The sequence below is a fragment of the Streptomyces roseirectus genome (assembly GCF_014489635.1).
Taxonomy (GTDB): domain Bacteria; phylum Actinomycetota; class Actinomycetes; order Streptomycetales; family Streptomycetaceae; genus Streptomyces; species Streptomyces roseirectus.
Window position 1 is genome coordinate 7,116,052 of the sequence record NZ_CP060828.1, and the last position, 21,894, is coordinate 7,137,945.

Here is a 21,894-nt window from a genome sequence, read left to right on the forward strand (position 1 = left end):
TCGGCCAGGCCGCGACAACAGTTGTGACGGGGGTGGGCGGCGGGGGCGGGAGAGGTGGCCGGAATGTCGTGGAGTGTCAAGGGGCGGCGCCCGGCGGCCGAGGGGCCGCGGGTTCGCCTCGGCGTCGTCTGAGTGTCAGTGGGCGACAGTAGGGTGGGGTGTATGGCCGATCCCTCCAGCTACCGCCCTCAGCCGGGCGCGATCCCGGAGTCCCCGGGGGTGTACAAGTTCCGCGACGAGCACCGTCGGGTGATCTACGTCGGGAAGGCGAAGAGCCTGCGGCAGAGGCTGGGGAGCTACTTCCAGGACCTCGCGGGACTGCACCCGCGCACCCGGACGATGGTGACGACGGCCGCGTCGGTGGAGTGGACCGTGGTGTCCACGGAGGTCGAGGCGCTGCAGCTGGAGTACTCCTGGATCAAGGAGTACGACCCGCGGTTCAACGTGAAGTACCGCGACGACAAGAGCTACCCGTACCTCGCGGTGACGATGAACGAGGAGTACCCGCGGGTCCAGGTGATGCGGGGTCAGAAGAAGAAGGGCGTGCGGTACTTCGGCCCGTACGGGCACGCGTGGGCGATCCGGGACACGGTGGACCTGCTGCTGCGGGTGTTCCCGGTGCGGACGTGCTCGGCGGGGGTGTTCAAGAACGCGGCGCGCACGGGACGGCCGTGTCTGCTGGGGTACATCGGGAAGTGCTCGGCGCCGTGCGTGGCGAAGGTCTCCGCCGAGGAGCACCGCGAACTGGCCGAGGAGTTCTGCGACTTCATGACCGGGCGGACGGGGACGTACCTGCGCCGCCTGGAGAAGCAGATGGTGGCCGCGGCCGACGAGATGGAGTACGAGCGGGCGGCCCGCCTGCGGGACGACATCGAGGCCCTGAAGAAGGCCATGGAGAAGAGCGCGGTGGTCCTCGCGGACGCGACGGACGCCGACCTGATCGCGGTCGCGGAGGACGAGCTGGAGGCGGCCGTCCAGATCTTCCACGTGCGGGGCGGCCGGGTGCGGGGCCAGCGCGGGTGGGTCACGGACCGGGTGGAGGAGGTGACGACCGCCGGCCTCGTGGAGCACGCCCTCCAGCAGCTCTACGGCGAGGAGAGCGGGGACGCGGTGCCGAAGGAGGTGCTGGTTCCGGCACTGCCGGAGCCGGTGGAGCCGGTCCAGGAGTGGCTGGCCGGGCGGCGCGGCGCCGGTGTCTCCCTGCGGATCCCGCAGCGCGGCGACAAGCGGGCCCTGATGGAGACCGTCGCGCGCAACGCGCAGCAGGCTCTGGCGCTGCACAAGACGAAGCGGGCCTCCGACCTCACGACCCGCTCCCGCGCGCTGGAGGAGATCGCCGAGGCCCTGGACCTGGACAGCGCGCCCCTGCGTATCGAGTGCTTCGACATCTCCCACCTCCAGGGCGACGACGTCGTGGCCTCCATGGTCGTCTTCGAGGACGGCTTGGCCCGCAAGAGCGAGTACCGGCGCTTCCAGATCAAGGGGTTCGAGGGCCAGGACGACGTCCGCTCGATGCACGAGGTGATCACCCGCCGCTTCCGCCGCTACCTCGCGGAGAAGGAGCGCACCGGCGAGTGGACCGACGACGAGCCCCCGGCCGACGGCGCCACCCCGGCCGGCACCGACACCCCTGCTGCCCCTGACGGCGTCACCCCGCCCGCCCCCACGACCCCCGCCACCCCCGGCAACGCCTTCACCGAGGAAGACGGCCGTCCCAAGAAGTTCGCCTACCCCCCACAGCTCCTGGTCGTCGACGGCGGCCAGCCCCAGGTGGCCGCGGCCAAGCGCGCGCTGGACGAGCTGGGGATCGACGACATCGCGGTGTGCGGCCTGGCCAAGCGCCTCGAAGAGGTGTGGCTGCCGGGCGAGGACGACCCCGTGGTCATGCCACGCACCAGCGAGGGCCTGTACCTTCTGCAACGCGTGCGCGACGAGGCGCACCGGTTCGCGATCACTTATCAGCGCACCAAACGGGCCAAGAGGTTCCGCGCGGGCCCGCTGGACGACGTACCGGGACTGGGCGAGACCCGTAAACAGGCGCTGATCAAGCACTTCGGCTCGGTGAAAAAGCTGCGTTCCGCAACGATCGACCAGATCTGTGAGGTTCCGGGCATAGGTCGTAAGACGGCTGAAACCATCGCCGCGGCCCTCGACCGGGCGGCCCCCGCGGCCCCCGCTGTCAACACGGCCACGGGAGAGATCATGGAAGACGAAGAACGGGGTCAGGAGCCATGACCGAGCACGAAGCACGCCAGGAAGACGGAGCACAGGTGAGTACCGACACCCCATCGCCCGGGATCCCCGAAGCGGCGATCCCCGAGCTGGTGATCATCTCCGGCATGTCAGGGGCAGGCCGTTCCACGGCCGCCAAGTGTCTGGAGGACCTCGGCTGGTTCGTCGTCGACAACCTGCCGCCCGCCCTGATCCCCACCATGGTGGAGCTGGGCGCCCGCTCCCAGGGGAACGTGGCGAGGATCGCGGTCGTCGTGGACGTCCGCGGCCGGCGCTTCTTCGACAACCTCCGGGAGTCCCTGGCCGACCTGGAGTCCAAGCACGTCACCCGCCGGATCGTGTTCCTGGAGTCCTCGGACGACGCCCTGGTGCGCCGCTTCGAGGGAGTGCGCCGCCCGCACCCCCTCCAGGGCGACGGCCGCATCGTCGACGGCATCGCCGCCGAACGCGAGCTGCTGCGCGAGCTGCGCGGGGACGCCGACCTGGTGATCGACACCTCCAGCCTCAACGTCCACGAGCTGCGCGCCAAGATGGACGCCCAGTTCGCGGGCGAGGAGGAGCCCGAGCTGCGGGCCACCGTCATGTCGTTCGGGTTCAAGTACGGCCTCCCGGTCGACGCCGACCTGGTCGTCGACATGCGCTTCCTGCCCAACCCGCACTGGGTCCCGGAGCTGCGTCCCTACACCGGGCTCAACGAGGAGGTCGCCGCGTACGTCCTCAGCCAGCCCGGCGCGAAGGAGTTCCTGGACCGGTACACGGAGCTTCTCCAGCTGATTGCCGCGGGCTACCGTCGTGAGGGCAAGCGGTACGTGACCGTCGCCGTCGGCTGTACGGGCGGCAAGCACCGGTCCGTGGCGATGTCGGAGAAGCTCGCCGCGCGACTCGCGGCCGAGGGCGTGGAGACGGTGGTCGTACACCGGGACATGGGACGGGAATGACAGGACGTACTCCGCGGCTGGGCCGGCTGCGCAGGGGGGGGCCCGAGGGACAGTCGGGGCGGGCGGGCCGGCCGGTCGAGGTGCGCGGGGCGAGGCCGCGCCGCAGGGGCGCCCAGCCCAAGGTCGTCGCGCTCGGCGGCGGCATGGGCCTGTCGGCCTCGCTCGCCGCACTGCGCCGGATCACCGGCGACCTCACCGCCGTCGTCACCGTCGCCGACGACGGCGGCTCCAGCGGGCGGCTGCGGGACGAGCTGGGCGTGCTGCCGCCCGGCGACCTGCGCAAGGCGCTCGCCGCGCTGTGCGGGGACGACGACTGGGGGCAGACCTGGGCGCGGGTCGTGCAGCACCGCTTCCAGTCCCAGGGGGAGATCAACGGGCACGCGGTCGGCAACCTCCTGATCGTCGCCCTGTGGGAACAGCTCGGGGACCACGTCCAGGCGCTCGACCTGGTCGGCAAGCTGCTGGGGGCGCACGGCAGGGTGCTGCCGATGTCGGCCGTCCCGCTGGAGCTCCAGGCGCTGGTCAAGGGGCACGACCCGGCGCGGCCGGACGACGTGGACACCGTGCGCGGGCAGGCGACGGTGGCGCTGACGCCCGGCGAGGTGCAGTCCGTGCACGTCGTGCCGCACGACCCGCCCGCCGTGCCGGAGGCGGTGGCGGCCGTCATGGACGCCGACTGGGTGGTTCTGGGGCCCGGCTCCTGGTTCTCCTCCGTCATCCCCCACCTGCTGGTCCCGGAGCTGCTGGACGCGCTGACCGCGACCAAGGCGCGCCGGGTCCTCTCGCTGAATCTCGCCCCGCAGCCGGGCGAAACAGACGGGTTCTCCCCGCAGCGTCATTTGGAGGTTTTGGGGCGACACGCCCCTAAACTCGCCCTGGACGTGGTGCTGGCCGACGAGGCCGCCGTGCCCGACCGCGAATCCCTGACCGACGCCGCCAAACCGTTCGGGGCCGCGGTCGAGCTGGCGCCGGTGGCCCGGCCCGACGGGACTCCGCGGCATGACCCGGAGCTGCTGGCCGCCGCGTACGACCGTATTTTTCGGATGCATGGAAGGATCGGCCCATGGCGATGACGGCAGCGGTGAAGGACGAGATCTCCCGGCTCCCCGTCACCCGGACCTGCTGCAGAAAAGCGGAGGTCTCGGCCATCCTGCGGTTCGCCGGCGGCCTGCACCTGGTGAGCGGGCGGATCGTGATCGAGGCGGAGCTGGACACGGCGATGGCGGCCCGCCGGCTCAAGCGGGACATCCTGGAGATCTTCGGGCACAGCTCGGAGCTGATCGTGATGGCGCCGGGCGGGCTGCGCAGGGGTTCGCGGTACGTCGTGCGGGTGGTCGCCGGCGGTGACCAGCTCGCGCGCCAGACGGGCCTGGTGGACGGCCGCGGCCGGCCCATCCGGGGCCTGCCCCCGCAGGTCGTCTCCGGGGCCACCTGCGACGCCGAGGCGGCCTGGCGCGGGGCCTTCCTCGCGCACGGTTCGCTCACCGAGCCGGGGCGCTCGTCGTCCCTCGAAGTGACCTGCCCGGGTCCCGAGGCCGCGCTCGCCCTCGTCGGGGCCGCGCGCCGGCTGTCCATCGGGGCGAAGGCCCGCGAGGTGCGGGGCGTGGACCGGGTCGTGGTCCGCGACGGCGACGCGATCGGGGCGCTGCTCACCCGGCTCGGGGCGCACGAGTCGGTGCTGGCCTGGGAGGAGCGCCGGATGCGCCGCGAGGTGCGCGCCACCGCGAACCGCCTCGCCAACTTCGACGACGCGAACCTGCGCCGTTCGGCCCGTGCCGCCGTCGCCGCCGGGGCCCGCGTCCAGCGCGCCCTGGAGATCCTGGGCGACGAGGTCCCCGAGCACCTCGCCGCCGCCGGGCGCCTGCGCATGGACCACAAGCAGGCGTCCCTCGAAGAGCTGGGCGCCCTCGCCGACCCGCCGCTCACCAAGGACGCCGTCGCCGGCCGCATCCGCCGTCTGCTCGCGATGGCCGACAAGCGCGCCAGCGACCTCGGAATCCCGAGCACGGAGGCGAACCTCAGCGAGGAACTGGCGGACAACTTGGCAGGCTGAGGCCCCGGTACACAACTGGCCCCCAGCACAACTGCCCCCACACATAGCTGCCCCCGCACACACGTGCCGGCGCGCTTGTCGCGGGGGCGAGCACAGCCAGCCACAGAGGCGCCGCCCCACACACGAGGCGGCGCCTCTCCGCTCCCCGGAGGCCGGACCGCGCCCCGACGGTGGCCCCTGCGCCGCGCCGCCGGCGTCTCCGCTCCCCGGAGGCCGGGCCGAGCCCCCTTGCACCGCCGGGTCGGGCCGCGCCCCCCTTGCACCGCCGGGTCGGGCCGAGCCCCCCTTGCGCCGCCGGGTCGGGCCGCGCCCCCTTGCACCGCCGGGCCGGACCGCGCCCCCCTTGCCCCGCCGGGCGCCTACCCCGCCCGGCCCGGCCAGGCGCCCGCCTCGCCCGCCCGCCCGGCCCCCTCGCATCGCCGGGCGCTCTCCTCACACTGCCCGGCGCCGCCTCGCCCGCCCCGGCCCCCCCGTACACCGGCGGGCGCCCCCTCGCTCCTCCCACCGCCAGTCGCCCACACACCGCCGCGCGCCCCCTCACACCGCCCGGCGGAGCCCCGCTCCAGCCCGGCTTGAGTGGCGCTGGAGACCGGCGCTCTTCGGCCGGCCGCCCCGCCGAGGACCGGTCGAGAACCGGCCCAGGACAGCCCCAGGACCGCCGCCCCCGCAGCGCCACTTGACGCCCCGCCGGCTCCCCCGACGTCCTTCCCGCCACCCCTCCCATCACCCCACCCGCCCCAACCCCCCATACCCAGAACCCCCCTGACGCCCCGTCACCCACCCCCTCAAGATTGACCCATACGTGCGACTTACCCCCGAGGCCCCCTTGACGGGGAGATGTCGGTGTCATGAGCCTGGCACCTGTTCGTGGATGTGGAGGACCAGGGCTAGGGGAGTTCATGAGACGCAGAGCGAGATCGATCCTCGCTGTAGGGGCGCTGCTGGCCGGCGGAGCCACCGTGGCGCCGATCGCGCAGGCGCAGCAGGGGCAGCAGACGCAGCAGGGGGAGACGCGGGGCGGGGACGAGGTCAAGGTCTTCCGGGCCGAAGTCACCAAGGCCCAGGTGCCGTTGCTGCTCGCGGCGGGCCAGGACGGGCACGAGCTCAGCGAGACCGTGCCGGACAAGGGCACGGCCACCGTCGAGGTCTATCTGACCGACGGTCAGGCGAAGGCGCTGGAGGGACAGGGCGTCGGCCTCACCGAGCACGAGCTGTCCGCGAAGGCGGAGCGGCGGGTGGACGCCGCGGCGGACGGGGTCTTCCGCCCGTACAGCGGCAGCGGCGGCCTGAAGGAGGAGATCGTCAGGGCGGGGCAGGACAACCCCGGCCTGACCAAGGTGGTCTCCATCGGCAAGACCGTGAACGGCCAGGACATCCTCGCGCTGAAGCTCACCAAGAACGCGAAGAAGAGCAAGGACGGCAGCAAACCGGCCGTCCTGTACCTCTCCAACCAGCACGCGCGCGAGTGGATCACCCCGGAGATGACCCGGCGGCTGATGCACCACTACCTGGACAACTACCGGACGGACCAGCGGATCAGGAAGCTGGTCGACTCGACCGAGCTGTGGTTCGTGCTCTCGGCCAACCCCGACGGCTACGACCACACGTTCAAGGACTCCTCGACCCGCCTGTGGCGCAAGAACCTGCGCGACGTCAACGGCGACGGCGTCATCTCGACCGGCGACGGCGTCGACCTGAACCGCAACTTCGCCTACAAGTGGGGCTACGACGACGAGGGTTCGTCCCCGAACCCCACCAGCGAGACCTACCGCGGCGCGGGCCCGTCCTCCGAGCCGGAGACGAAGGCGCTGGACGCGTTCGAGAAGCGGATCGGCTTCGAGTACGGCATCAACTACCACTCCGCGGCCCAGCTGATCCTGTACGGCGTCGGCTGGCAGGTCGCCACGAACACCCCGGACGACGTCGCCTACCGGGCGCTCGCCGGGACCCCCGAGAACCCGGCGGTCCCGGGCTACCGCCCGCAGGTGTCCTCGGAGCTCTACACCACCAACGGCGAGGCGGACGGCCACGCGTCGAACGTCAACGGGGTCGCGATGTTCACCCCCGAGATGTCGACCTGCCAGACGGCCTCGAACCTGGACCCGAACGACCAGTGGAACGCGGCCGACTGCCGCTCGGTCTTCAACTTCCCGGACGACGAGAAGCTGATCCAGCAGGAGTTCGCGAAGAACATCCCCTTCGCGCTCTCCGTCGCCGAGTCCGCCGCGACCCCGGACCGGCCGAAGTCCCCGGTCGGCACGCCCGCCGCCGACTTCACGCTCGCCCCCTTCACCACCTCGTACGCGCGCGGCGCCGACCAGGAGGTCTCCGTCGTCGCCCGCAAGGCGCTGCGCGACAAGCGGCTCACCTACCGCGTCGACGGCGGCCGTCCGCACAGCACGGCGCTGAGGGCGTGGAAGGGCGGCGAGACGTTCGGCGGCGAGGACAACCTCTACTTCGACGAGTACCGGGCGAAGGTCAGGGGCGGCCGACCCGGCGACAAGGTCGAGGTGTGGTTCACCGGCGTCACGAAGGCCGGCAAGCGCGTCACCAGCGCCCGCTTCACGTACACGGTCGCTCCGCGCGCCACGGCGGACACGCTGGTCGTCGCCGAGGAGGGCGCCGCCGCGACGCAGGCGCGGGTGTACGTCGACGCGCTGGGGGCCAACGGCCGCAGGGCGGTCGTGTGGGACGTCGCGAAGCAGGGCGTGCCCGACGCGCTCGGCGTCCTCAAGCACTTCAGGACCGTCGTCCACTACACGGGCGCGGCCGTCCCCGGCAACCCGACGCAGCTCGAACTGCGGGCCTACCTCAACGAGGGCGGCAAGCTCGTCGAGGCCGGTGAACAGGCGGGCGGCGAGGTCGACCTCGGCGACGGCACCCCCTCCGACGACTTCAGCCAGTACTACCTGGGCGCCTACTCGCGGACGTCCGTCTCGGGCGCGACCGGCTTCACCGGCGCGGGCCGGCTGAACGGCTTCGCGGGCCTGCTCGCCGGCGCCCCCGGCAACCCCCTCGACACGGCCGGCACCTACAGCGTCACCTCCGACGAACTCCCGGCCGACCAGTACCCCCAGTTCGCCGGCGCGGGCGCGGGCCGGTACGCCGGGGCGGTCAACCCCTACGGGCCGTACTCGGGGTCGTACATGGCCGCGGCCGTCCACACGGACGACGCCTACAAGCGGCTGACCCGGACCGTCGACCTCACCTCGGTCACCGCGGGTCAGCAGCCGACGCTGCGGGCGCGGCTGTTCTGGGACACCGAGAAGGGGTACGACAACGCGTTCGTCGAGGCCCACACCGCCGGCGGCGCCGACTGGACGACCCTGCCGGAGAAGAACGGCGCGAGCGGCACCGCCGTCCCGGCGGAGTGCGGCGCCGGGTTCTACCTCGGGGAACACCCCTGGCTGAGCCACTACCTGACCCTGACGGGCGGCGCCTGCACCGCCACCGGGACCTCCGGCTCCTGGAACGCCTTCACCGGCACCTCCACCGGCTGGCAGCTCGTCGAGTTCGACCTGAGCGCGTACGCCGGCAAGCGCGTCGAGCTGTCCTTCGCCTACGTCTCCGACCCGGCCACCGGCGGCCACGGCGTGTTCCTGGACGACGCCTCGGTCGTCGTCGGCGGTACGGACACCGGTACCGAGGGCTTCGAGACGTCGCTGGGCGCCTGGCAGGTCACCGGCCCGCCGGCGGGCAGTCCGGCGGTGCTGAAGGACTGGACGCGCACGGGCGCGCTGTTCCAGACGTACGGCGCGATCACCACCGACGACACCGTGCTCCTCGGCTTCGGCCTGGAGCACCTGACGTCGGCGGCGGAGCGCAAGGCGCTCATCGGAAAGGCCCTCGCCTCACTTGAGAGGTGAATCGGCCCGGTCAAGGGAAGCCCGTGATTCGTAACCGAATCGTGTGAAAGGGCTTCCGGGTCCTGGCGGTCCGTACCCCTACTGGGGGGTACGGACCGCCTCGCCGCGTATGGCACGACTCGATGTCACCGCCGACCTCATCGGGAGGTAGGGTCGTGGGTGGTCGGGGACATCCCAAAAACAGCTCGCCGGCGACGAAGGCCGGCGTACCAACGAGGAGATCGGTTCGTGACGATCCGCGTAGGCATCAACGGCTTCGGCCGCATCGGCCGCAACTACTTCCGCGCGCTGCTGGAGCAGGGTGCGGACATCGAGATCGTGGCTGTCAACGACCTGGGTGACACCGCGACCACCGCTCACCTGCTCAAGTACGACACCATCCTGGGCCGCCTCAAGGCCGAGGTGTCGCACACCGCCGACACCATCACGGTCGACGGCCACACCATCAAGGTGCTCTCGGAGCGCAACCCCGCCGACATCCCGTGGGGCGAGCTGGGCGTCGACATCGTCATCGAGTCCACCGGCATCTTCACGAAGAAGGCCGACGCCGCGAAGCACCTCGCCGGCGGCGCCAAGAAGGTCCTCATCTCGGCCCCGGCCAAGGACGAGGACATCACCATCGTGATGGGCGTCAACCAGGACAAGTACGACGCGGCCAACCACCACGTCATCTCCAACGCCTCCTGCACGACCAACTGCGTCGCGCCGATGGCCAAGGTTCTCGACGAGAACTTCGGCATCGTCAAGGGCCTGATGACGACGGTCCACGCGTACACCAACGACCAGCGCATCCTGGACTTCCCGCACTCGGACCTGCGCCGCGCCCGCGCCGCCGCCGAGAACATCATCCCGACCACGACCGGTGCCGCCAAGGCCACCGCCCTGGTCCTGCCCCAGCTCAAGGGCAAGCTCGACGGCATCGCGATGCGCGTCCCGGTCCCCACCGGCTCCGCCACCGACCTCGTCGTCACCCTCCAGCGCGAGGTCACCAAGGACGAGGTCAACGCCGCGTTCAAGAAGGCGTCCGAGGACGGCCCCCTCAAGGGCTACCTGGCCTACACCGAGGACGAGATCGTCTCCTCGGACATCGTCAGCGACCCGGCCTCCTGCACCTTCGACTCCTCCCTGACCATGGTCCAGGAGGGCAACACGGTGAAGATCCTCGGCTGGTACGACAACGAGTGGGGCTACTCCAACCGCCTCGTCGACCTCACGGTCTTCGTCGGCGGCCAGCTCTGATCACCGCCTGACAGGCACCGCACAGATGTGAGCCGCAGGGCTCGGGCAGCAGACGAGGACGCGCTGCCCGAGCCCTGACGTGCGTCACCGCCCTCGTACGATCAAGAGCACCACCCACTGGAGACTGCATTGAAGACGATCGACGATCTCCTCGCCGAAGGCGTGTCCGGCAAGCGCGTCTTCGTGCGCGCCGACCTCAACGTCCCGCTGGCCGACGGCCTCATCACCGACGACGGCCGGATCCGCGCCGTGCTGCCCACGATCAAGGCCCTCGCCGAGGCGGGCGCCAAGGTCGTCGTCGCCTCGCACCTCGGCCGCCCCAAGGGCGCCCCGGACCCCGCGTTCTCGCTGCTGCCCGCCGCCGAACGGCTCGGTGAACTCCTCGACGCCCCCGTCGCCTTCGCGCAGGACACCGTCGGCCCCGCCGCCCACGACGCCGTGAACGGCCTCGAACCCGGCCAGGTCGCCGTCGTCGAGAACCTGCGCTTCAACGCGGGCGAGACCAGCAAGGACGACACCGAGCGCGGCGAGTTCGCCGACCGGCTCGCCGCTCTCGCGGACGTCTACGTCGGCGACGGCTTCGGCGCCGTACACCGTAAGCACGCCTCCGTCTTCGACCTGCCGGGCAAGCTCCCGCACTACGCCGGCTACCTCATCGCCACCGAGGTCGGCGTCCTCAAGAAGCTCACCGAGGACGTCCAGCGGCCCTACGTCGTCGCGCTCGGCGGCTCCAAGGTCTCCGACAAGCTCGCCGTCATCGACCAGCTCCTGGGCAAGGCCGACCGCATCCTCATCGGCGGCGGCATGGCCTTCACCTTCCTCAAGGCCCAGGGCCACGAGGTCGGCGCCTCGCTGCTCCAGGAGGACCAGATCCCGGCCGTCACCGAGTACCTGGAGCGCGCCCAGAAGCAGGGCGTCGAACTGGTCGTCCCCGTCGACGTCGTCGTCTCGCCCGGCTTCCCGGACCTCAAGGCCAAGGCGCCCACCGAGCACACCGCCGTCGACGCCGGCGCGATGCCCGAAGGGCAGCTCGGGCTCGACATCGGCCCGAAGACCGGCGCCCTGTACGCGTCCAGGCTCGCCGACGCCGCGACCGTCTTCTGGAACGGTCCCATGGGCGTCTTCGAGCACCCCGACTACGCCGAGGGCACCAAGGCGGTCGCCCAGGCACTCATCGACTCGGACGGCTTCACCGTCGTCGGTGGCGGAGACTCCGCCGCCGCCGTGCGCACCCTCGGCTTCGACGAGAACGCGTTCGGCCACATCTCGACCGGCGGGGGTGCTTCCCTCGAATACCTGGAGGGCAAGACGCTCCCCGGTCTCGCCGCACTGGAGGACTGAACCCCGATGACCACCCGCACGCCGCTGATGGCGGGCAACTGGAAGATGAACCTCAACCACCTCGAGGCCATCGCCCACGTCCAGAAGCTCGCCTTCGCCCTGGCCGACAAGGACTACGAGGCCGTCGAGGTCGCCGTCCTCGCGCCCTTCACCGACCTGCGCTCCGTGCAGACCCTGGTCGACGGCGACAAGCTGAAGATCAAGTACGGTTCCCAGGACATCTCCGCGCACGACTCCGGCGCCTACACCGGCGAGATCTCCGGCCCGATGCTCGCCAAGCTCAAGTGCGCCTACGTCGCCGTCGGCCACTCCGAGCGCCGCCAGTACCACGCCGAGACCGACGACATCGTCAACGCCAAGGTCAAGGCCGCGTTCAAGCACGGGATCACCCCGATCCTGTGCGTCGGCGAGGAGCTTGAGGTCCGCGAGGCCGGCAACCACGTCGCCCACACCCTCGCCCAGGTCGAGGGCGGCCTCAAGGACGTCGCCGCCGAGCAGGCCGAGACCATCGTCATCGCCTACGAGCCCGTCTGGGCCATCGGCACCGGCAAGGTCTGCGGCGCCGGCGACGCGCAGGAGGTCTGCGGCGCGATCCGGGGCAAGCTCTCCGAGCTGTACGGCCAGGAACTCGCCGACAAGGTCCGCATCCAGTACGGCGGCTCCGTCAAGGCGGGCAACGTCGCCGAGATCATGGCGCAGGCCGACATCGACGGCGCGCTGGTCGGCGGCGCCTCGCTCGACGCCGACGAGTTCGTCAAGATCGTGCGCTTCCGCGACCAGTGAGTATGCGGTAGCCGGGATCCGTCGTACCCTTGCGGGGACTTTAGGGGGTATCCACTAGAGTCCCCGTCGTCCATCTGAATCCGAGGAAGTTGGTCCAGCCGTGGTTTTGGGGTTCTCGATCGCCCTGATCGTCTTCAGCCTGCTGCTGATGCTGCTCGTGCTGATGCACAAGGGGAAGGGCGGCGGCCTCTCCGACATGTTCGGCGGCGGTATGCAGTCCTCCGTCGGCGGCTCCTCGGTCGCCGAGCGCAACCTCGACCGCATCACCGTCGTGGTCGGTCTGCTCTGGTTCGCCTGCATCATCGTCCTCGGGCTCCTCATGAAGACGAACAACTGAGCGTCGTCCCGCAGCACATCCGGTACGCAAGGCCCCATGTTCGGTACGCGCCCTCGGGCGCGGCCTATCATGGGGCTTGCGTCTGTGTGCGGTAACTCCAATCACAGGACGCGCGTTGGGCCTTAGGCTGGTTGGTCTTACGTAGACTGTGGCGCTCGCAGCGGAGCGAAACGCCGACTCGCTCCGCGGCACCATCACGCAGGGAGTTACGACCGTGGCAAGTGGCAACGCGATCCGAGGAAGCCGGGTCGGGGCGGGGCCGATGGGCGAGGCCGAGCGGGGCGAGTCCGCGCCCCGACTGCGCATCTCCTTCTGGTGCTCCAACGGGCATGAGACGCAGCCGAGTTTCGCGAGCGATGCGCAGGTGCCGGAGACGTGGGACTGTCCTCGGTGCGGGTTCCCTGCGGGGCAGGACCGGGACAATCCGCCGGCTCCGCCGCGGACCGAGCCGTACAAGACGCATCTCGCGTATGTGCGGGAGCGGCGTAGTGATGCGGATGGTGAGGCGATTCTGGCTGAGGCGTTGGCCAAGTTGCGGGGAGAGATTTAGGTCCACTGTGGGTGCCGCGGTCTGTGGGTTTTAGGCTGCGGCGCCGTCGTGGTTGTTCGCGCAGTTCCCCGCGCCCCTAAAAAACAGCAGGTCACCCTGCGTTGTCAGTGGGCGTCTTTAGTGTGGGGGCATGACTGGGTTCTGGGTGTTGTGGGGTGCGGCTGTGGTGTCGCGGTTTGGGGATGCTTTGCGGGGGGCCGCGCTGCCGTTGTTGGCTGTGCGGTTGACGGATGATCCGGTGGTTGTTGCTTCGGTTACCGCTTGTGGGTATGTGCCCTGGTTGTTGTTCGGGCTGGTGGGTGGGGCCTTGGCGGATCGGGTGGATCAGCGGCGGGCCATGTGGGTGGTGGATGTGGTGCGGGGAGTTCTCGTTGCCGGGTTCGCTGTTGCTGTGGCGGGTGGGTATGCCTCTGTCGGGTTGTTGCTCGGGCTTGCTTTTGCGCTGACTACTCTTCAGACGCTCTTCGACAATGCGGCTACCGCGTTGTTGCCGGCGGTGGTGGGGCGGGGGCAACTCGGGGGTGCCAACGCTCGGTTGATGACGGGTCAGCAGGTTGTGGGTGGGCTGGTGGGGGTACCTGTGGCGGCGGTGTTGGTCGGGGTGGGGGTGGCGGTGCCGTTCGCGGTGGATGCGGTGAGTTATTTCGTGGCTGCCGGGCTTATCGCCTCGCTGCGGGTGCGGGTTCCTGCGCGGGGGGTGCGGGCTGGCGGGAGTACGTTGCGGGGGGAGATTCGGGACGGGTTGCGGGTGTTGTGGCGGGAGCCGGTGTTGCGGGCTGCTTCGGTGGCGAATTTGTTGTGCAACGTTGGGATGAGTGCGTTGATCGCGACGCTGGTGCTGCATGTGACGCGGTGGCTGGATGCGGGGGATGGTGGGTACAGCGCTGTGTTGACCGCGTTTGCCGTTGGTGCGATCGGTGGGGGGTTTGTTGCGCAGCGCGTTGGGAGATGGCTCGGGCGGGCGCGGGCGTTGATGGTGTGTGGGGCGGTGCAGGTGGTGGCGCTGGGGTGCATGGGGTCCGTGCGGCATCTCACGGTGTCGGTCGTGGCCATGCTGGTGTTCGGGGTGATGAACATGGTGTGGAACGTCAACGAGGTGACGCTCACTCAGGAACGTAGCCCCGAGGGGATGTTGGGGCGGATCTCGGCTGCCGGGCGGACGGCCGCGTACGTCGGGACGCCGTTCGGGGCGCTGCTCGGCGGGGTGGTCGCGAGCGCGTTCGGGCTCAATGTGCCGGTGTTGTCGGCGGCTGCTCTCATCGGCCTTGCCGTCGTCTCGCTGATCCCGGCCGGGCGGGTGGACGTGAGGGCCGGTGCGGTGGAGGAGGGGGTGGTGGTGCCGGGGTGAGAGAAGTCGGGCCCCGGCTCCTGGGGAGACGGGGCCCGGAGGTCATGCCGTGGCCGGAGGATACAGAGCCCTCGGCAACTGGGACGCGGCCGGCTGGTCCAGGAGCCACAGGGTGCGGGCCGTGCCCCGGGCGCCCGCGGCGGGCGCCTGGATCTCACCGGCGCCGGAGAGGGCGATGGCCGCCGCCTGGGCCTTGTCCTCACCGGCCGCGAGGAGCCAGACCTCCTTGGCCGCGCGGATCGCGGGGAGGGTGAGGGTGACCCGGGTGGGCGGGGGCTTGGGGGCTCCCCGCACGCCGACCACCGTGCGGACCTCCTCGCGGACGGCGGGGAGTTCGGGGAACAGCGAGGCGACGTGGGTGTCCGGACCCACGCCCAGCATCAGGATGTCGAACGCCGGGACCACGCCGTGCAGTTCGGCCGACCTCGCCAGCTCCTCGGCGTACGCCTCCGCCGCCGCCTCGACGTCCGAGCCGTACTCGCCGTCCGACGCGGGCATGGCGTGCACGCGCTTCGGGTCCAGCGGGACGGAGTCGAGGAGGGCTTCGCGGGCCTGGGTGACGTTGCGGTCCGGGTCGCCCTCGGGGAGGAAGCGTTCGTCGCCCCACCACAGGTCGAGGCGGGACCAGTCGACGGCGTCCCGGGCGGGGGCCGCGGCGAGGGCGGCCAGCAGGCCGTTGCCGTTGCGGCCACCGGTCAGGACGATCGACGCGGTGCCCCGTGAGGACTGCGCGTCGACGATCTTCGTGATGAGGCGGGCGGCGGCTGCCTGCGCCATCAGGTCCTTGTCGCGGTGGACCACCAGCTGAGGTGCGTTGCTCATGGGGTGATGGCCTTCCTCACCGGCCCCGGCGCTTCGGCCGGTAGTACGGGAGCTTGCGCAGCCGCCGGGGGAGCGGGGGGAGTGACGCCACGGTCGGGTCCCCCGGTTCCGCCGTCGCCTCCGGCTCCAGCTCCGACTCCCTCGGGCTTCGCGGCCCCGGCACCCGTTCCGGTGCCGTCACTTTTTCGCGCTCCCTCGACGGAAGCGTCACTCTTCACGATCGCCACAGGCTCGGCGACAGCCGAACCCGTGCCCGAACCCGCAGCAGAACCCGCGGCCGTACCCGAGCCCGCAGCCGTGCCCGAACCCGAGCCCGCCCCCCGCGTCACCGGCGCCGGAAACGCCGTAGTCACCGACGAGTTCAGCCGCTCCACCCCGAACCGCAGCGCGGACGCGTACGTGTCGTCGGGGTCGAGCCGGCGCAGCTCCTCGGCGATGAGGTCGACGGTGTCGCGGCGCTTCAGGGCGACCGCGCGGTCGGGCTGCCCCTGTATGGAGAGGGTGGCCACGGAGCCGTCGGCGCGGTCGAGGGCGATGGGCCCGATGGACGTCGACATGCGGACGGCCGTGAGGCCGGGCCCCGCCGAGAGGGTGCGCCGGACGGGAACGTCGAGCCGGTCCGCCAGCCACATCGCCAGCAGTTCGCAGCTCGGGTTGAACTCCTCGCCCTCGACCTCGACGGCGGCCACCTCGCAGGTGACCTGGTCGAGCGCGGCGGCCAGCATCGAACGCCAGGGCGTGATCCGGGTCCAGGAGAGGTCCGTGTCGCCGGGCGCGTACGACTTCGCGCGGGCGGTCAGCTCGCGCACGGGCTGCTCGGCGGCGTAGGAGTCGGTGACCCTGCGCTGCGCGAGCGCGCCGAGCGGGTCGTTCGCGGGGTCGACCGGCGCGTTCACCGGCCACCAGACGACGACCGGCGCGTCGGGCAGGAGCAGCGGGAGGACGACGGACTGGGCGTGGTCGGAGACCTCGCCGTGCAGCCGCAGGACGACCGTCTCCCCGGTCCCGGCGTCCGCGCCGAGCAGGATCTCGGCGTCGATGCGGGACTGCATGCGGTCGCGCGGGGAGCGCGAGACGCGGCGGATGACGACGAGCGTGCGCGAGGGGTGCTCGCGCGAGGCGTCACCGGCGGCCTTGAGGGCGTCGTACGCGTTCTCCTCGTCGGTGACGATGACGAGGGTGAGGACCATGCCGACGGCCGGGGTGCCGATCTCGCGGCGGCCCTGGACGAGCGCCTTGTTGATCCGCCCGGCGGTGGTGTCCGTGAGGTCGGTCTTCATGGCCGGCGCCAGCTCCTTCCCTCACGGGCGAGCATCTCGTCCGCCTCGGCCGGGCCCCAGGTGCCCGCCGGGTACTGGGCCGGCTTGCCGTGGGTGTCCCAGTACTCCTCGATCGGGTCGAGGATGCGCCAGGACAGCTCGACCTCCTCGGTGCGCGGGAAGAGGTTCGAGTCGCCGAGCAGGACGTCGAGGATCAGCCGCTCGTACGCCTCCGGGGACGACTCCGTGAACGACTCGCCGTACGCGAAGTCCATCGAGACGTCCCGGATCTCCATCGACGTGCCCGGCACCTTGGAGCCGAAGCGGACGGTGACGCCCTCGTCGGGCTGGACGCGGATGACGATCGCGTTGGAGCCCAGCTCCTCGGTGGCCGTCGTGTCGAAGGGGGAGTGCGGGGCGCGCTGGAAGACGACCGCGATCTCGGTGACGCGGCGGCCGAGCCGCTTGCCGGTGCGCAGGTAGAAGGGGACGCCCGCCCAGCGGCGGTTGTCGATCTCGACCTTGATCGCGGCGTACGTGTCGGTCTTCGACGCCTTGTCGATGCCGTCCTCGTCGAGGTAGCCGATGACCTTCTCGCCGCCCTGCCAGCCGGCCGCGTACTGGGCGCGCACGGTGTCGCGGCCCAGGTCCTTGGGCAGCTTGACCGCGCCGAGCACCTTGGTCTTCTCGGCGGCGAGCGCGTCCGCGTCGAAGGAGGCGGGCTCCTCCATCGCGGTCAGCGCGAGCAGTTGGAGCAGGTGGTTCTGGATGACGTCACGGGCGGCGCCGATGCCGTCGTAGTAGCCCGCCCGGCCGCCGATGCCGATGTCCTCGGCCATCGTGATCTGGACGTGGTCCACGAAGGACCGGTTCCAGATCGGCTCGAACATCGTGTTGGCGAACCGCAGCGCCAGGATGTTCTGGACGGTCTCCTTGCCGAGGTAGTGGTCGATGCGGAAGACCTGGTCGGGGGCGAAGACCTCCTCGACCGTCGCGTTGAGCTCCTCGGCCGACTTCAGGTCGTGGCCGAACGGCTTCTCGATCACCGCGCGCCGCCAGGAGCCGCGCGACTGGTCGGCCAGGCCGTGCTTCTTCAGCTGCTGGATGACGACCGGGAAGGCGCCCGGCGGCACGGACAGGTAGAAGGCGAAGTTGCCGCCCGTGCCCTGCGCCTGGTCCAGCTCCTCGATGGTGTCGCGCAGCCGCTCGAACGCGTCGTCGTCGTCGAAGGTGCCCTGGACGAAGCGCATCCCCTGGAGGAGCTGCTGCCAGACCTCCTCACGGAACGGGGTACGGGCGTGCGCCTTGACCGCGTCGTGGACCTCGGCCGCGAAGTCCTCGTGCTCCCACTCGCGGCGGGCGAAGCCGACCAGGGAGAAACCGGGCGGAAGCAGACCGCGGTTGGCGAGGTCGTACACGGCGGGCATCAGCTTTTTACGTGACAAATCGCCCGTGACACCGAAGATGACAAGGCCCGACGGCCCCGCGATACGCGGGAGCCGTCGGTCTGCCGGGTCACGCAGCGGATTGCTGCTCGACAAGTGAAATCAGCCCTCCGAAGGAGCGAGGCGCTTCAGCTCCGCCTCGGTCGACTTGAGCAGGTCGTTCCAGGACTCCTCGAACTTCTGGACGCCCTCGTCCTCAAGGAGCTGGACCACGTCGTCGTACGAGATGCCCAGCTTCTCCACCGCGTCCAGCTCGGCGCGCGACTGCTCGTACGTGCCCGCGATCGTGTTGCCGGTGATCTGCCCGTGGTCCTCGGTGGCCAGCAGGGTGGCCTCCGGCATGGTGTTGACGGTGTTCGGCGCGACCAGGTCGTCCACGTACAGGGTGTCCTTGTACGCCGGGTCCTTCACACCCGTCGACGCCCACAGCGGACGCTGCTTGTTGGCGCCCGCCTTCTCCAGGGCCGCCCAGCGCTCGGAGGAGAAGACCTCCTCGTACGCCTGGTAGGCGAGGCGGGCGTTGGCGAGCGCGGCCTTGCCCTTGAGGGCCAGGGCCTCGTCGGTGCCCAGCGCGGTCAGGCGCTTGTCGATCTCGGTGTCCACGCGGGACACGAAGAAGGAGGCGACGGAGTGGATGCCGCCGAGGTCGATGCCCTTGGCCTTGGCCTTCTCCAGGCCGGCCAGGTAGGCGTCCATGACCTCGCGGTAGCGCTCAAGCGAGAAGATCAGCGTGACGTTGACGCTGATGCCGTGGCCGATCACCTCGGTGATCGCCGGGAGGCCCGCCTTCGTCGCCGGGATCTTGATCAGCGTGTTCGGCCGGTCCACCAGCCACGCGAGCTGCTTGGCCTCGGCGACCGTCGCCGTCGTCTCGTGCGCGAGGCGCGGGTCGACCTCGATCGAGACCCGGCCGTCCTGGCCGCCGGTCGCGTCGAAGACGGGGCGCAGGATGTCGGCGGCGTCACGGACGTCCGCCGTCGTGATCATCCGGATCGCTTCCTCGACGGTGACCTTGCGGGCGGCGAGGTCGGTGACCTGCTGCTCGTAGCCGTCGCCGGACGAGATCGCCTTCTGGAAGATCGACGGGTTGGTGGTGACGCCCACGACGTGCTGCTGGTCGATCAGCTCGGCGAGGTTGCCGGACGTGATCCGCTTGCGCGACAGGTCGTCCAGCCAGATCGCGACGCCCTCCTCGGAGAGGCGCTTCAGTGCGTCTGTCATGGAATTACATCTCCTACGTGTGTCGTATAAGGGCGTCAGCGCTGGGCGGCGGCCACGGATTCCCGCGCCTTGGCGGCCACGTTCTCGGCAGTGAAGCCGTACTCCTGGAAGAGGACCTTGCCGTCGGCCGAAGCGCCGAAGTGCTCCAGGGAAACGATGCGGCCCGCGTCACCGACGTACTTGTGCCACGTGAGCCCGATCCCGGCCTCGACGGCGACCCGCGCCTTCACCGAGGCGGGCAGGACCTCCGCGCGGTACTCGGCGGTCTGCTCCTCGAACCACTCCACGGACGGCATCGAGACCACGCGCGTCGGCGTGCCCTCGGCCTCAAGCACCTCCCGCGCGGCGACGGCCACATGGACCTCGGAACCGGTCGCGATCAGGATGACCTCAGGCGTGCCCGTGGACGCCTCGGTGTGGACGTAACCGCCCTTGACCGTGCCCTCGTTCGGCTCGTACGTCGGCACGCCCTGCCGGGTCAGCGCCAGGCCGTGCGGCGCCGAGACGCCGTACTCGCGCTTGCCGCGCCGCAGGATCTCGCGCCAGGCGATCGCCGTCTCGTTCGCGTCGGCCGGGCGGACCACGTTCAGGCCCGGGATCGCGCGCAGCGCGGCGATGTGCTCCACCGGCTGGTGGGTCGGGCCGTCCTCGCCGAGGCCGATCGAGTCGTGCGTCCACACGTACGTCACCGGCAGGTGCATCAGCGCGGACAGGCGCACGGCGTTGCGCATGTAGTCGGAGAACACGAGGAACGTGCCGCCGTAGATCCGGGTGTTGCCGTGCAGCGCGATGCCGTTCATCTCGGCGGCCATCGAGTGCTCGCGGATCCCGAAGTGGACCGTGCGGCCGTACGGGTTCGCCTCGCTGAGCGGGTTGTCCGCCGGGAGGAACGAGGACGACGCGTCGATCGTCGTGTTGTTGGAGCCCGCGAGGTCGGCCGAGCCGCCCCACAGCTCCGGGATCACCGCGCCGAGCGCCTGGAGGACCTTGCCGGACGCGGCACGCGTCGCGACACCCTTGCCCGCCTCGAAGACCGGAAGCTTCTCCTCCCAGCCCTCCGGCAGCTCGCCCGCGTTGATCCGGTCGAACTCCGCCGCGCGCTCCGGGTTGCTGTTGCGCCACTCCTGGAGGGACTTCTCCCACTCGGCCTTCGCCTGCCGGCCCCGGTCGAGCGCCTTGCGGGTGTGGGTGATGACCTCGTCCGCGACCTCGAAGCTCTGCTCCGGGTCGAAGCCCAGCACGCGCTTGGTCGCCGCCACCTCGTCGTCGCCGAGCGCCGAGCCGTGCGCGGCCTCGGTGTTCTGCGCGTTCGGGGCGGGCCAGGCGATGATCGAGCGCATCGCGATGAACGACGGCTTGTCCGTGACGGCCTTGGCCTGCTGGACGGCCTCGTAGATCGCGGCCGGGTCCAGGTCGCCGTTGGCCTGCGGGGCCACGCGCTGCACGTGCCAGCCGTACGCCTCGTACCGCTTCACGGTGTCCTCGGAGACGGCCGTCTCCGTGTCGCCCTCGATCGAGATGTGGTTGTCGTCCCACAGCAGGATCAGGTTGCCGAGCTTCTGGTGGCCGGCGAGGGAGGACGCCTCGGCGGAGATGCCCTCCTGGAGGCAGCCGTCGCCCGCGATGGCGTACACGAAGTGGTCGAAGGGGGAGGTGCCCTCGGGGGCGTCCGGGTCGAACAGGCCGCGCTCGTAGCGGGCCGCCATCGCCATGCCGACCGCGTTCGCGACACCCTGGCCCAGCGGACCCGTCGTCGTCTCGACGCCGGTCGTGTGGCCGTACTCCGGGTGGCCCGGGGTCTTCGAGCCCCAGGTGCGGAACGCCTTCAGGTCGTCCAGCTCCAGGCCGAAGCCGGCCAGGTACAGCTGGGTGTAGAGGGTCAGGGACGAGTGGCCCGCGGACAGCACGAAACGGTCGCGCCCGACCCAGTCGGCGTCGGCGGGGTCGTGCCGCATCACCTTCTGGAAGAGGGTGTAGGCGGCCGGAGCGAGGCTCATCGCCGTACCCGGATGGCCGTTCCCGACCTTCTGTACGGCATCGGCGGCCAGGACGCGCGCGGTGTCAACGGCCCGCTGGTCCAACTCGGTCCAGTCGAGGTCTGTGGTGGTCGGCTTGGTGCTCACCCTGGGTCAGGGCTCCTCTCCACATGTTCGTTTACCGGCTGCTCGGGCGCTCGCCCACCGGCTGCCGGTGCACTGGGTGCCCACCGGCCGTTGTCGAGCCTACCCCCGTAAGTACGTGCGGTTTCTCCCGTCCGTCCAGACTGCCGGGAGTCTCGGGGATCCGCCTGTCGACCGGGTTCCACGGGGCTTGGCATCTCAATACGCAGCCGGGGAGACGGGTGCTCAATCGAGCCTCCTCGCGGCCGATGAGCGCACCTCCGCGACACCGTCGGGGGACCCCTTCCAACACGGGGCACCCCCGCGAAGGCCGAGGTACGGGCAACGTCTAAAGTGGCGT

The 21,894-nt window shown here is 70.8% G+C and carries 16 protein-coding genes; 11 read left to right on the forward strand and 5 right to left on the reverse strand.

Features of this window, described 5'->3' with window-relative positions; all coding sequences use genetic code 11:
* The first annotated feature begins 162 nt into the window (after window positions 1-162).
* The 11 genes from uvrC (at window position 163) to IAG44_RS30590 (ending at window position 14,687) form a co-directional block, all read left to right on the forward strand.
* Window positions 163-2,235 (forward strand): excinuclease ABC subunit UvrC, encoded by a 2,073-nt coding sequence (uvrC, locus tag IAG44_RS30540; RefSeq protein WP_187750296.1) that lies wholly within the window; start codon window positions 163-165, stop codon window positions 2,233-2,235.
* Window positions 2,232-3,170, forward strand: coding sequence for an RNase adapter RapZ (gene rapZ, locus IAG44_RS30545; protein WP_187750297.1), 939 nt, complete (start codon window positions 2,232-2,234; stop codon window positions 3,168-3,170). Before uvrC ends, rapZ begins: the two co-directional genes overlap by 4 nt.
* Complete coding sequence (locus tag IAG44_RS30550) at window positions 3,167-4,243, forward strand: gluconeogenesis factor YvcK family protein (protein WP_187750298.1); 1,077 nt, start codon at window positions 3,167-3,169, stop codon at window positions 4,241-4,243. Before rapZ ends, IAG44_RS30550 begins: the two co-directional genes overlap by 4 nt.
* A complete protein-coding gene (gene whiA, locus IAG44_RS30555) occupies window positions 4,234-5,223 on the forward strand; it encodes a DNA-binding protein WhiA (RefSeq protein WP_187750299.1) in 990 nt (329 codons plus the stop codon). The genes IAG44_RS30550 and whiA overlap by 10 nt, the downstream gene beginning before the upstream one ends.
* An 899-nt stretch (window positions 5,224-6,122) precedes the next feature.
* Entirely contained in the window at window positions 6,123-9,089 is a 2,967-nt protein-coding gene (locus IAG44_RS30560) for a M14 family metallopeptidase (RefSeq protein WP_187750300.1), read from the forward strand.
* Window positions 9,090-9,317: 228 nt separating this feature from the next.
* On the forward strand, window positions 9,318-10,328 hold the full coding sequence (gap, locus tag IAG44_RS30565; protein ID WP_187750301.1) for a type I glyceraldehyde-3-phosphate dehydrogenase: 1,011 nt from the start codon (window positions 9,318-9,320) through the stop codon (window positions 10,326-10,328).
* Between the two features lie 129 nt (window positions 10,329-10,457).
* Complete coding sequence (locus IAG44_RS30570) at window positions 10,458-11,669, forward strand: phosphoglycerate kinase (RefSeq protein ID WP_187750302.1); 1,212 nt, start codon at window positions 10,458-10,460, stop codon at window positions 11,667-11,669.
* A gap of 6 nt (window positions 11,670-11,675) precedes the next feature.
* Window positions 11,676-12,452 (forward strand): triose-phosphate isomerase, encoded by a 777-nt coding sequence (tpiA, locus tag IAG44_RS30575; protein ID WP_187750303.1) that lies wholly within the window; start codon window positions 11,676-11,678, stop codon window positions 12,450-12,452.
* Between the two features lie 100 nt (window positions 12,453-12,552).
* The gene (gene secG / locus IAG44_RS30580; RefSeq protein WP_187750304.1) at window positions 12,553-12,789 is read left to right on the forward strand and encodes a preprotein translocase subunit SecG; all 237 of its coding nucleotides are present in this window, start codon (window positions 12,553-12,555) and stop codon (window positions 12,787-12,789) included.
* A 214-nt stretch (window positions 12,790-13,003) separates the two neighbouring features.
* Window positions 13,004-13,339 carry an RNA polymerase-binding protein RbpA gene (locus tag IAG44_RS30585; RefSeq protein ID WP_078637775.1) on the forward strand — a complete coding sequence of 112 codons (336 nt, stop codon included), beginning with the start codon at window positions 13,004-13,006 and terminating at the stop codon, window positions 13,337-13,339.
* Window positions 13,340-13,469: 130 nt separating this feature from the next.
* Window positions 13,470-14,687 carry an MFS transporter gene (locus tag IAG44_RS30590; protein ID WP_187750305.1) on the forward strand — a complete coding sequence of 406 codons (1,218 nt, stop codon included), beginning with the start codon at window positions 13,470-13,472 and terminating at the stop codon, window positions 14,685-14,687.
* Window positions 14,688-14,729: 42 nt separating this feature from the next.
* On the opposite strand, the gene pgl is transcribed toward IAG44_RS30590, so the two are convergent.
* Genes pgl through tkt form a run of 5 tightly spaced genes read right to left on the reverse strand, consistent with a single transcriptional unit; the run spans window position 14,730 to window position 21,557 of the window.
* Window positions 14,730-15,509 (reverse strand): 6-phosphogluconolactonase, encoded by a 780-nt coding sequence (gene pgl, locus IAG44_RS30595; protein ID WP_187750306.1) that lies wholly within the window; start codon window positions 15,507-15,509, stop codon window positions 14,730-14,732.
* Window positions 15,506-16,789: a glucose-6-phosphate dehydrogenase assembly protein OpcA gene (opcA, locus tag IAG44_RS30600; protein ID WP_187750307.1), complete on the reverse strand. Its 1,284-nt coding sequence runs from the start codon at window positions 16,787-16,789 to the stop codon at window positions 15,506-15,508. Before opcA ends, pgl begins: the two co-directional genes overlap by 4 nt.
* Window positions 16,786-18,309, reverse strand: a complete 1,524-nt coding sequence (zwf, locus tag IAG44_RS30605) for a glucose-6-phosphate dehydrogenase (protein ID WP_187750308.1) — start codon at window positions 18,307-18,309, stop codon at window positions 16,786-16,788. Before zwf ends, opcA begins: the two co-directional genes overlap by 4 nt.
* 6 nt (window positions 18,310-18,315) lie before the next feature.
* On the reverse strand, window positions 18,316-19,434 hold the full coding sequence (gene tal, locus IAG44_RS30610) for a transaldolase (RefSeq protein WP_187750309.1): 1,119 nt from the start codon (window positions 19,432-19,434) through the stop codon (window positions 18,316-18,318).
* Window positions 19,435-19,469: 35 nt separating this feature from the next.
* Window positions 19,470-21,557 carry a transketolase gene (gene tkt / locus IAG44_RS30615; RefSeq protein WP_187750310.1) on the reverse strand — a complete coding sequence of 696 codons (2,088 nt, stop codon included), beginning with the start codon at window positions 21,555-21,557 and terminating at the stop codon, window positions 19,470-19,472.
* Between the last annotated feature and the right edge of the window lie 337 nt (window positions 21,558-21,894).

What these genes read in the sequence shown, in the direction of transcription:
- tal (WP_187750309.1), bottom strand. Translation starts at nt 19,434, where the DNA reads ATGACAGACGCACTGAAGCGCCTCTCCGAGGAGGGCGTCGCGATCTGG.
- opcA (WP_187750307.1), bottom strand. Translation starts at nt 16,789, where the DNA reads ATGAAGACCGACCTCACGGACACCACCGCCGGGCGGATCAACAAGGCG.
- tpiA (WP_187750303.1), top strand. Translation starts at nt 11,676, where the DNA reads ATGACCACCCGCACGCCGCTGATGGCGGGCAACTGGAAGATGAACCTC.
- IAG44_RS30590 (WP_187750305.1), top strand. Translation starts at nt 13,470, where the DNA reads ATGACTGGGTTCTGGGTGTTGTGGGGTGCGGCTGTGGTGTCGCGGTTT.
- rapZ (WP_187750297.1), top strand. Translation starts at nt 2,232, where the DNA reads ATGACCGAGCACGAAGCACGCCAGGAAGACGGAGCACAGGTGAGTACC.
- IAG44_RS30550 (WP_187750298.1), top strand. Translation starts at nt 3,167, where the DNA reads ATGACAGGACGTACTCCGCGGCTGGGCCGGCTGCGCAGGGGGGGGCCC.
- IAG44_RS30560 (WP_187750300.1), top strand. Translation starts at nt 6,123, where the DNA reads ATGAGACGCAGAGCGAGATCGATCCTCGCTGTAGGGGCGCTGCTGGCC.
- pgl (WP_187750306.1), bottom strand. Translation starts at nt 15,509, where the DNA reads ATGAGCAACGCACCTCAGCTGGTGGTCCACCGCGACAAGGACCTGATG.
- uvrC (WP_187750296.1), top strand. Translation starts at nt 163, where the DNA reads ATGGCCGATCCCTCCAGCTACCGCCCTCAGCCGGGCGCGATCCCGGAG.
- whiA (WP_187750299.1), top strand. Translation starts at nt 4,234, where the DNA reads ATGGCGATGACGGCAGCGGTGAAGGACGAGATCTCCCGGCTCCCCGTC.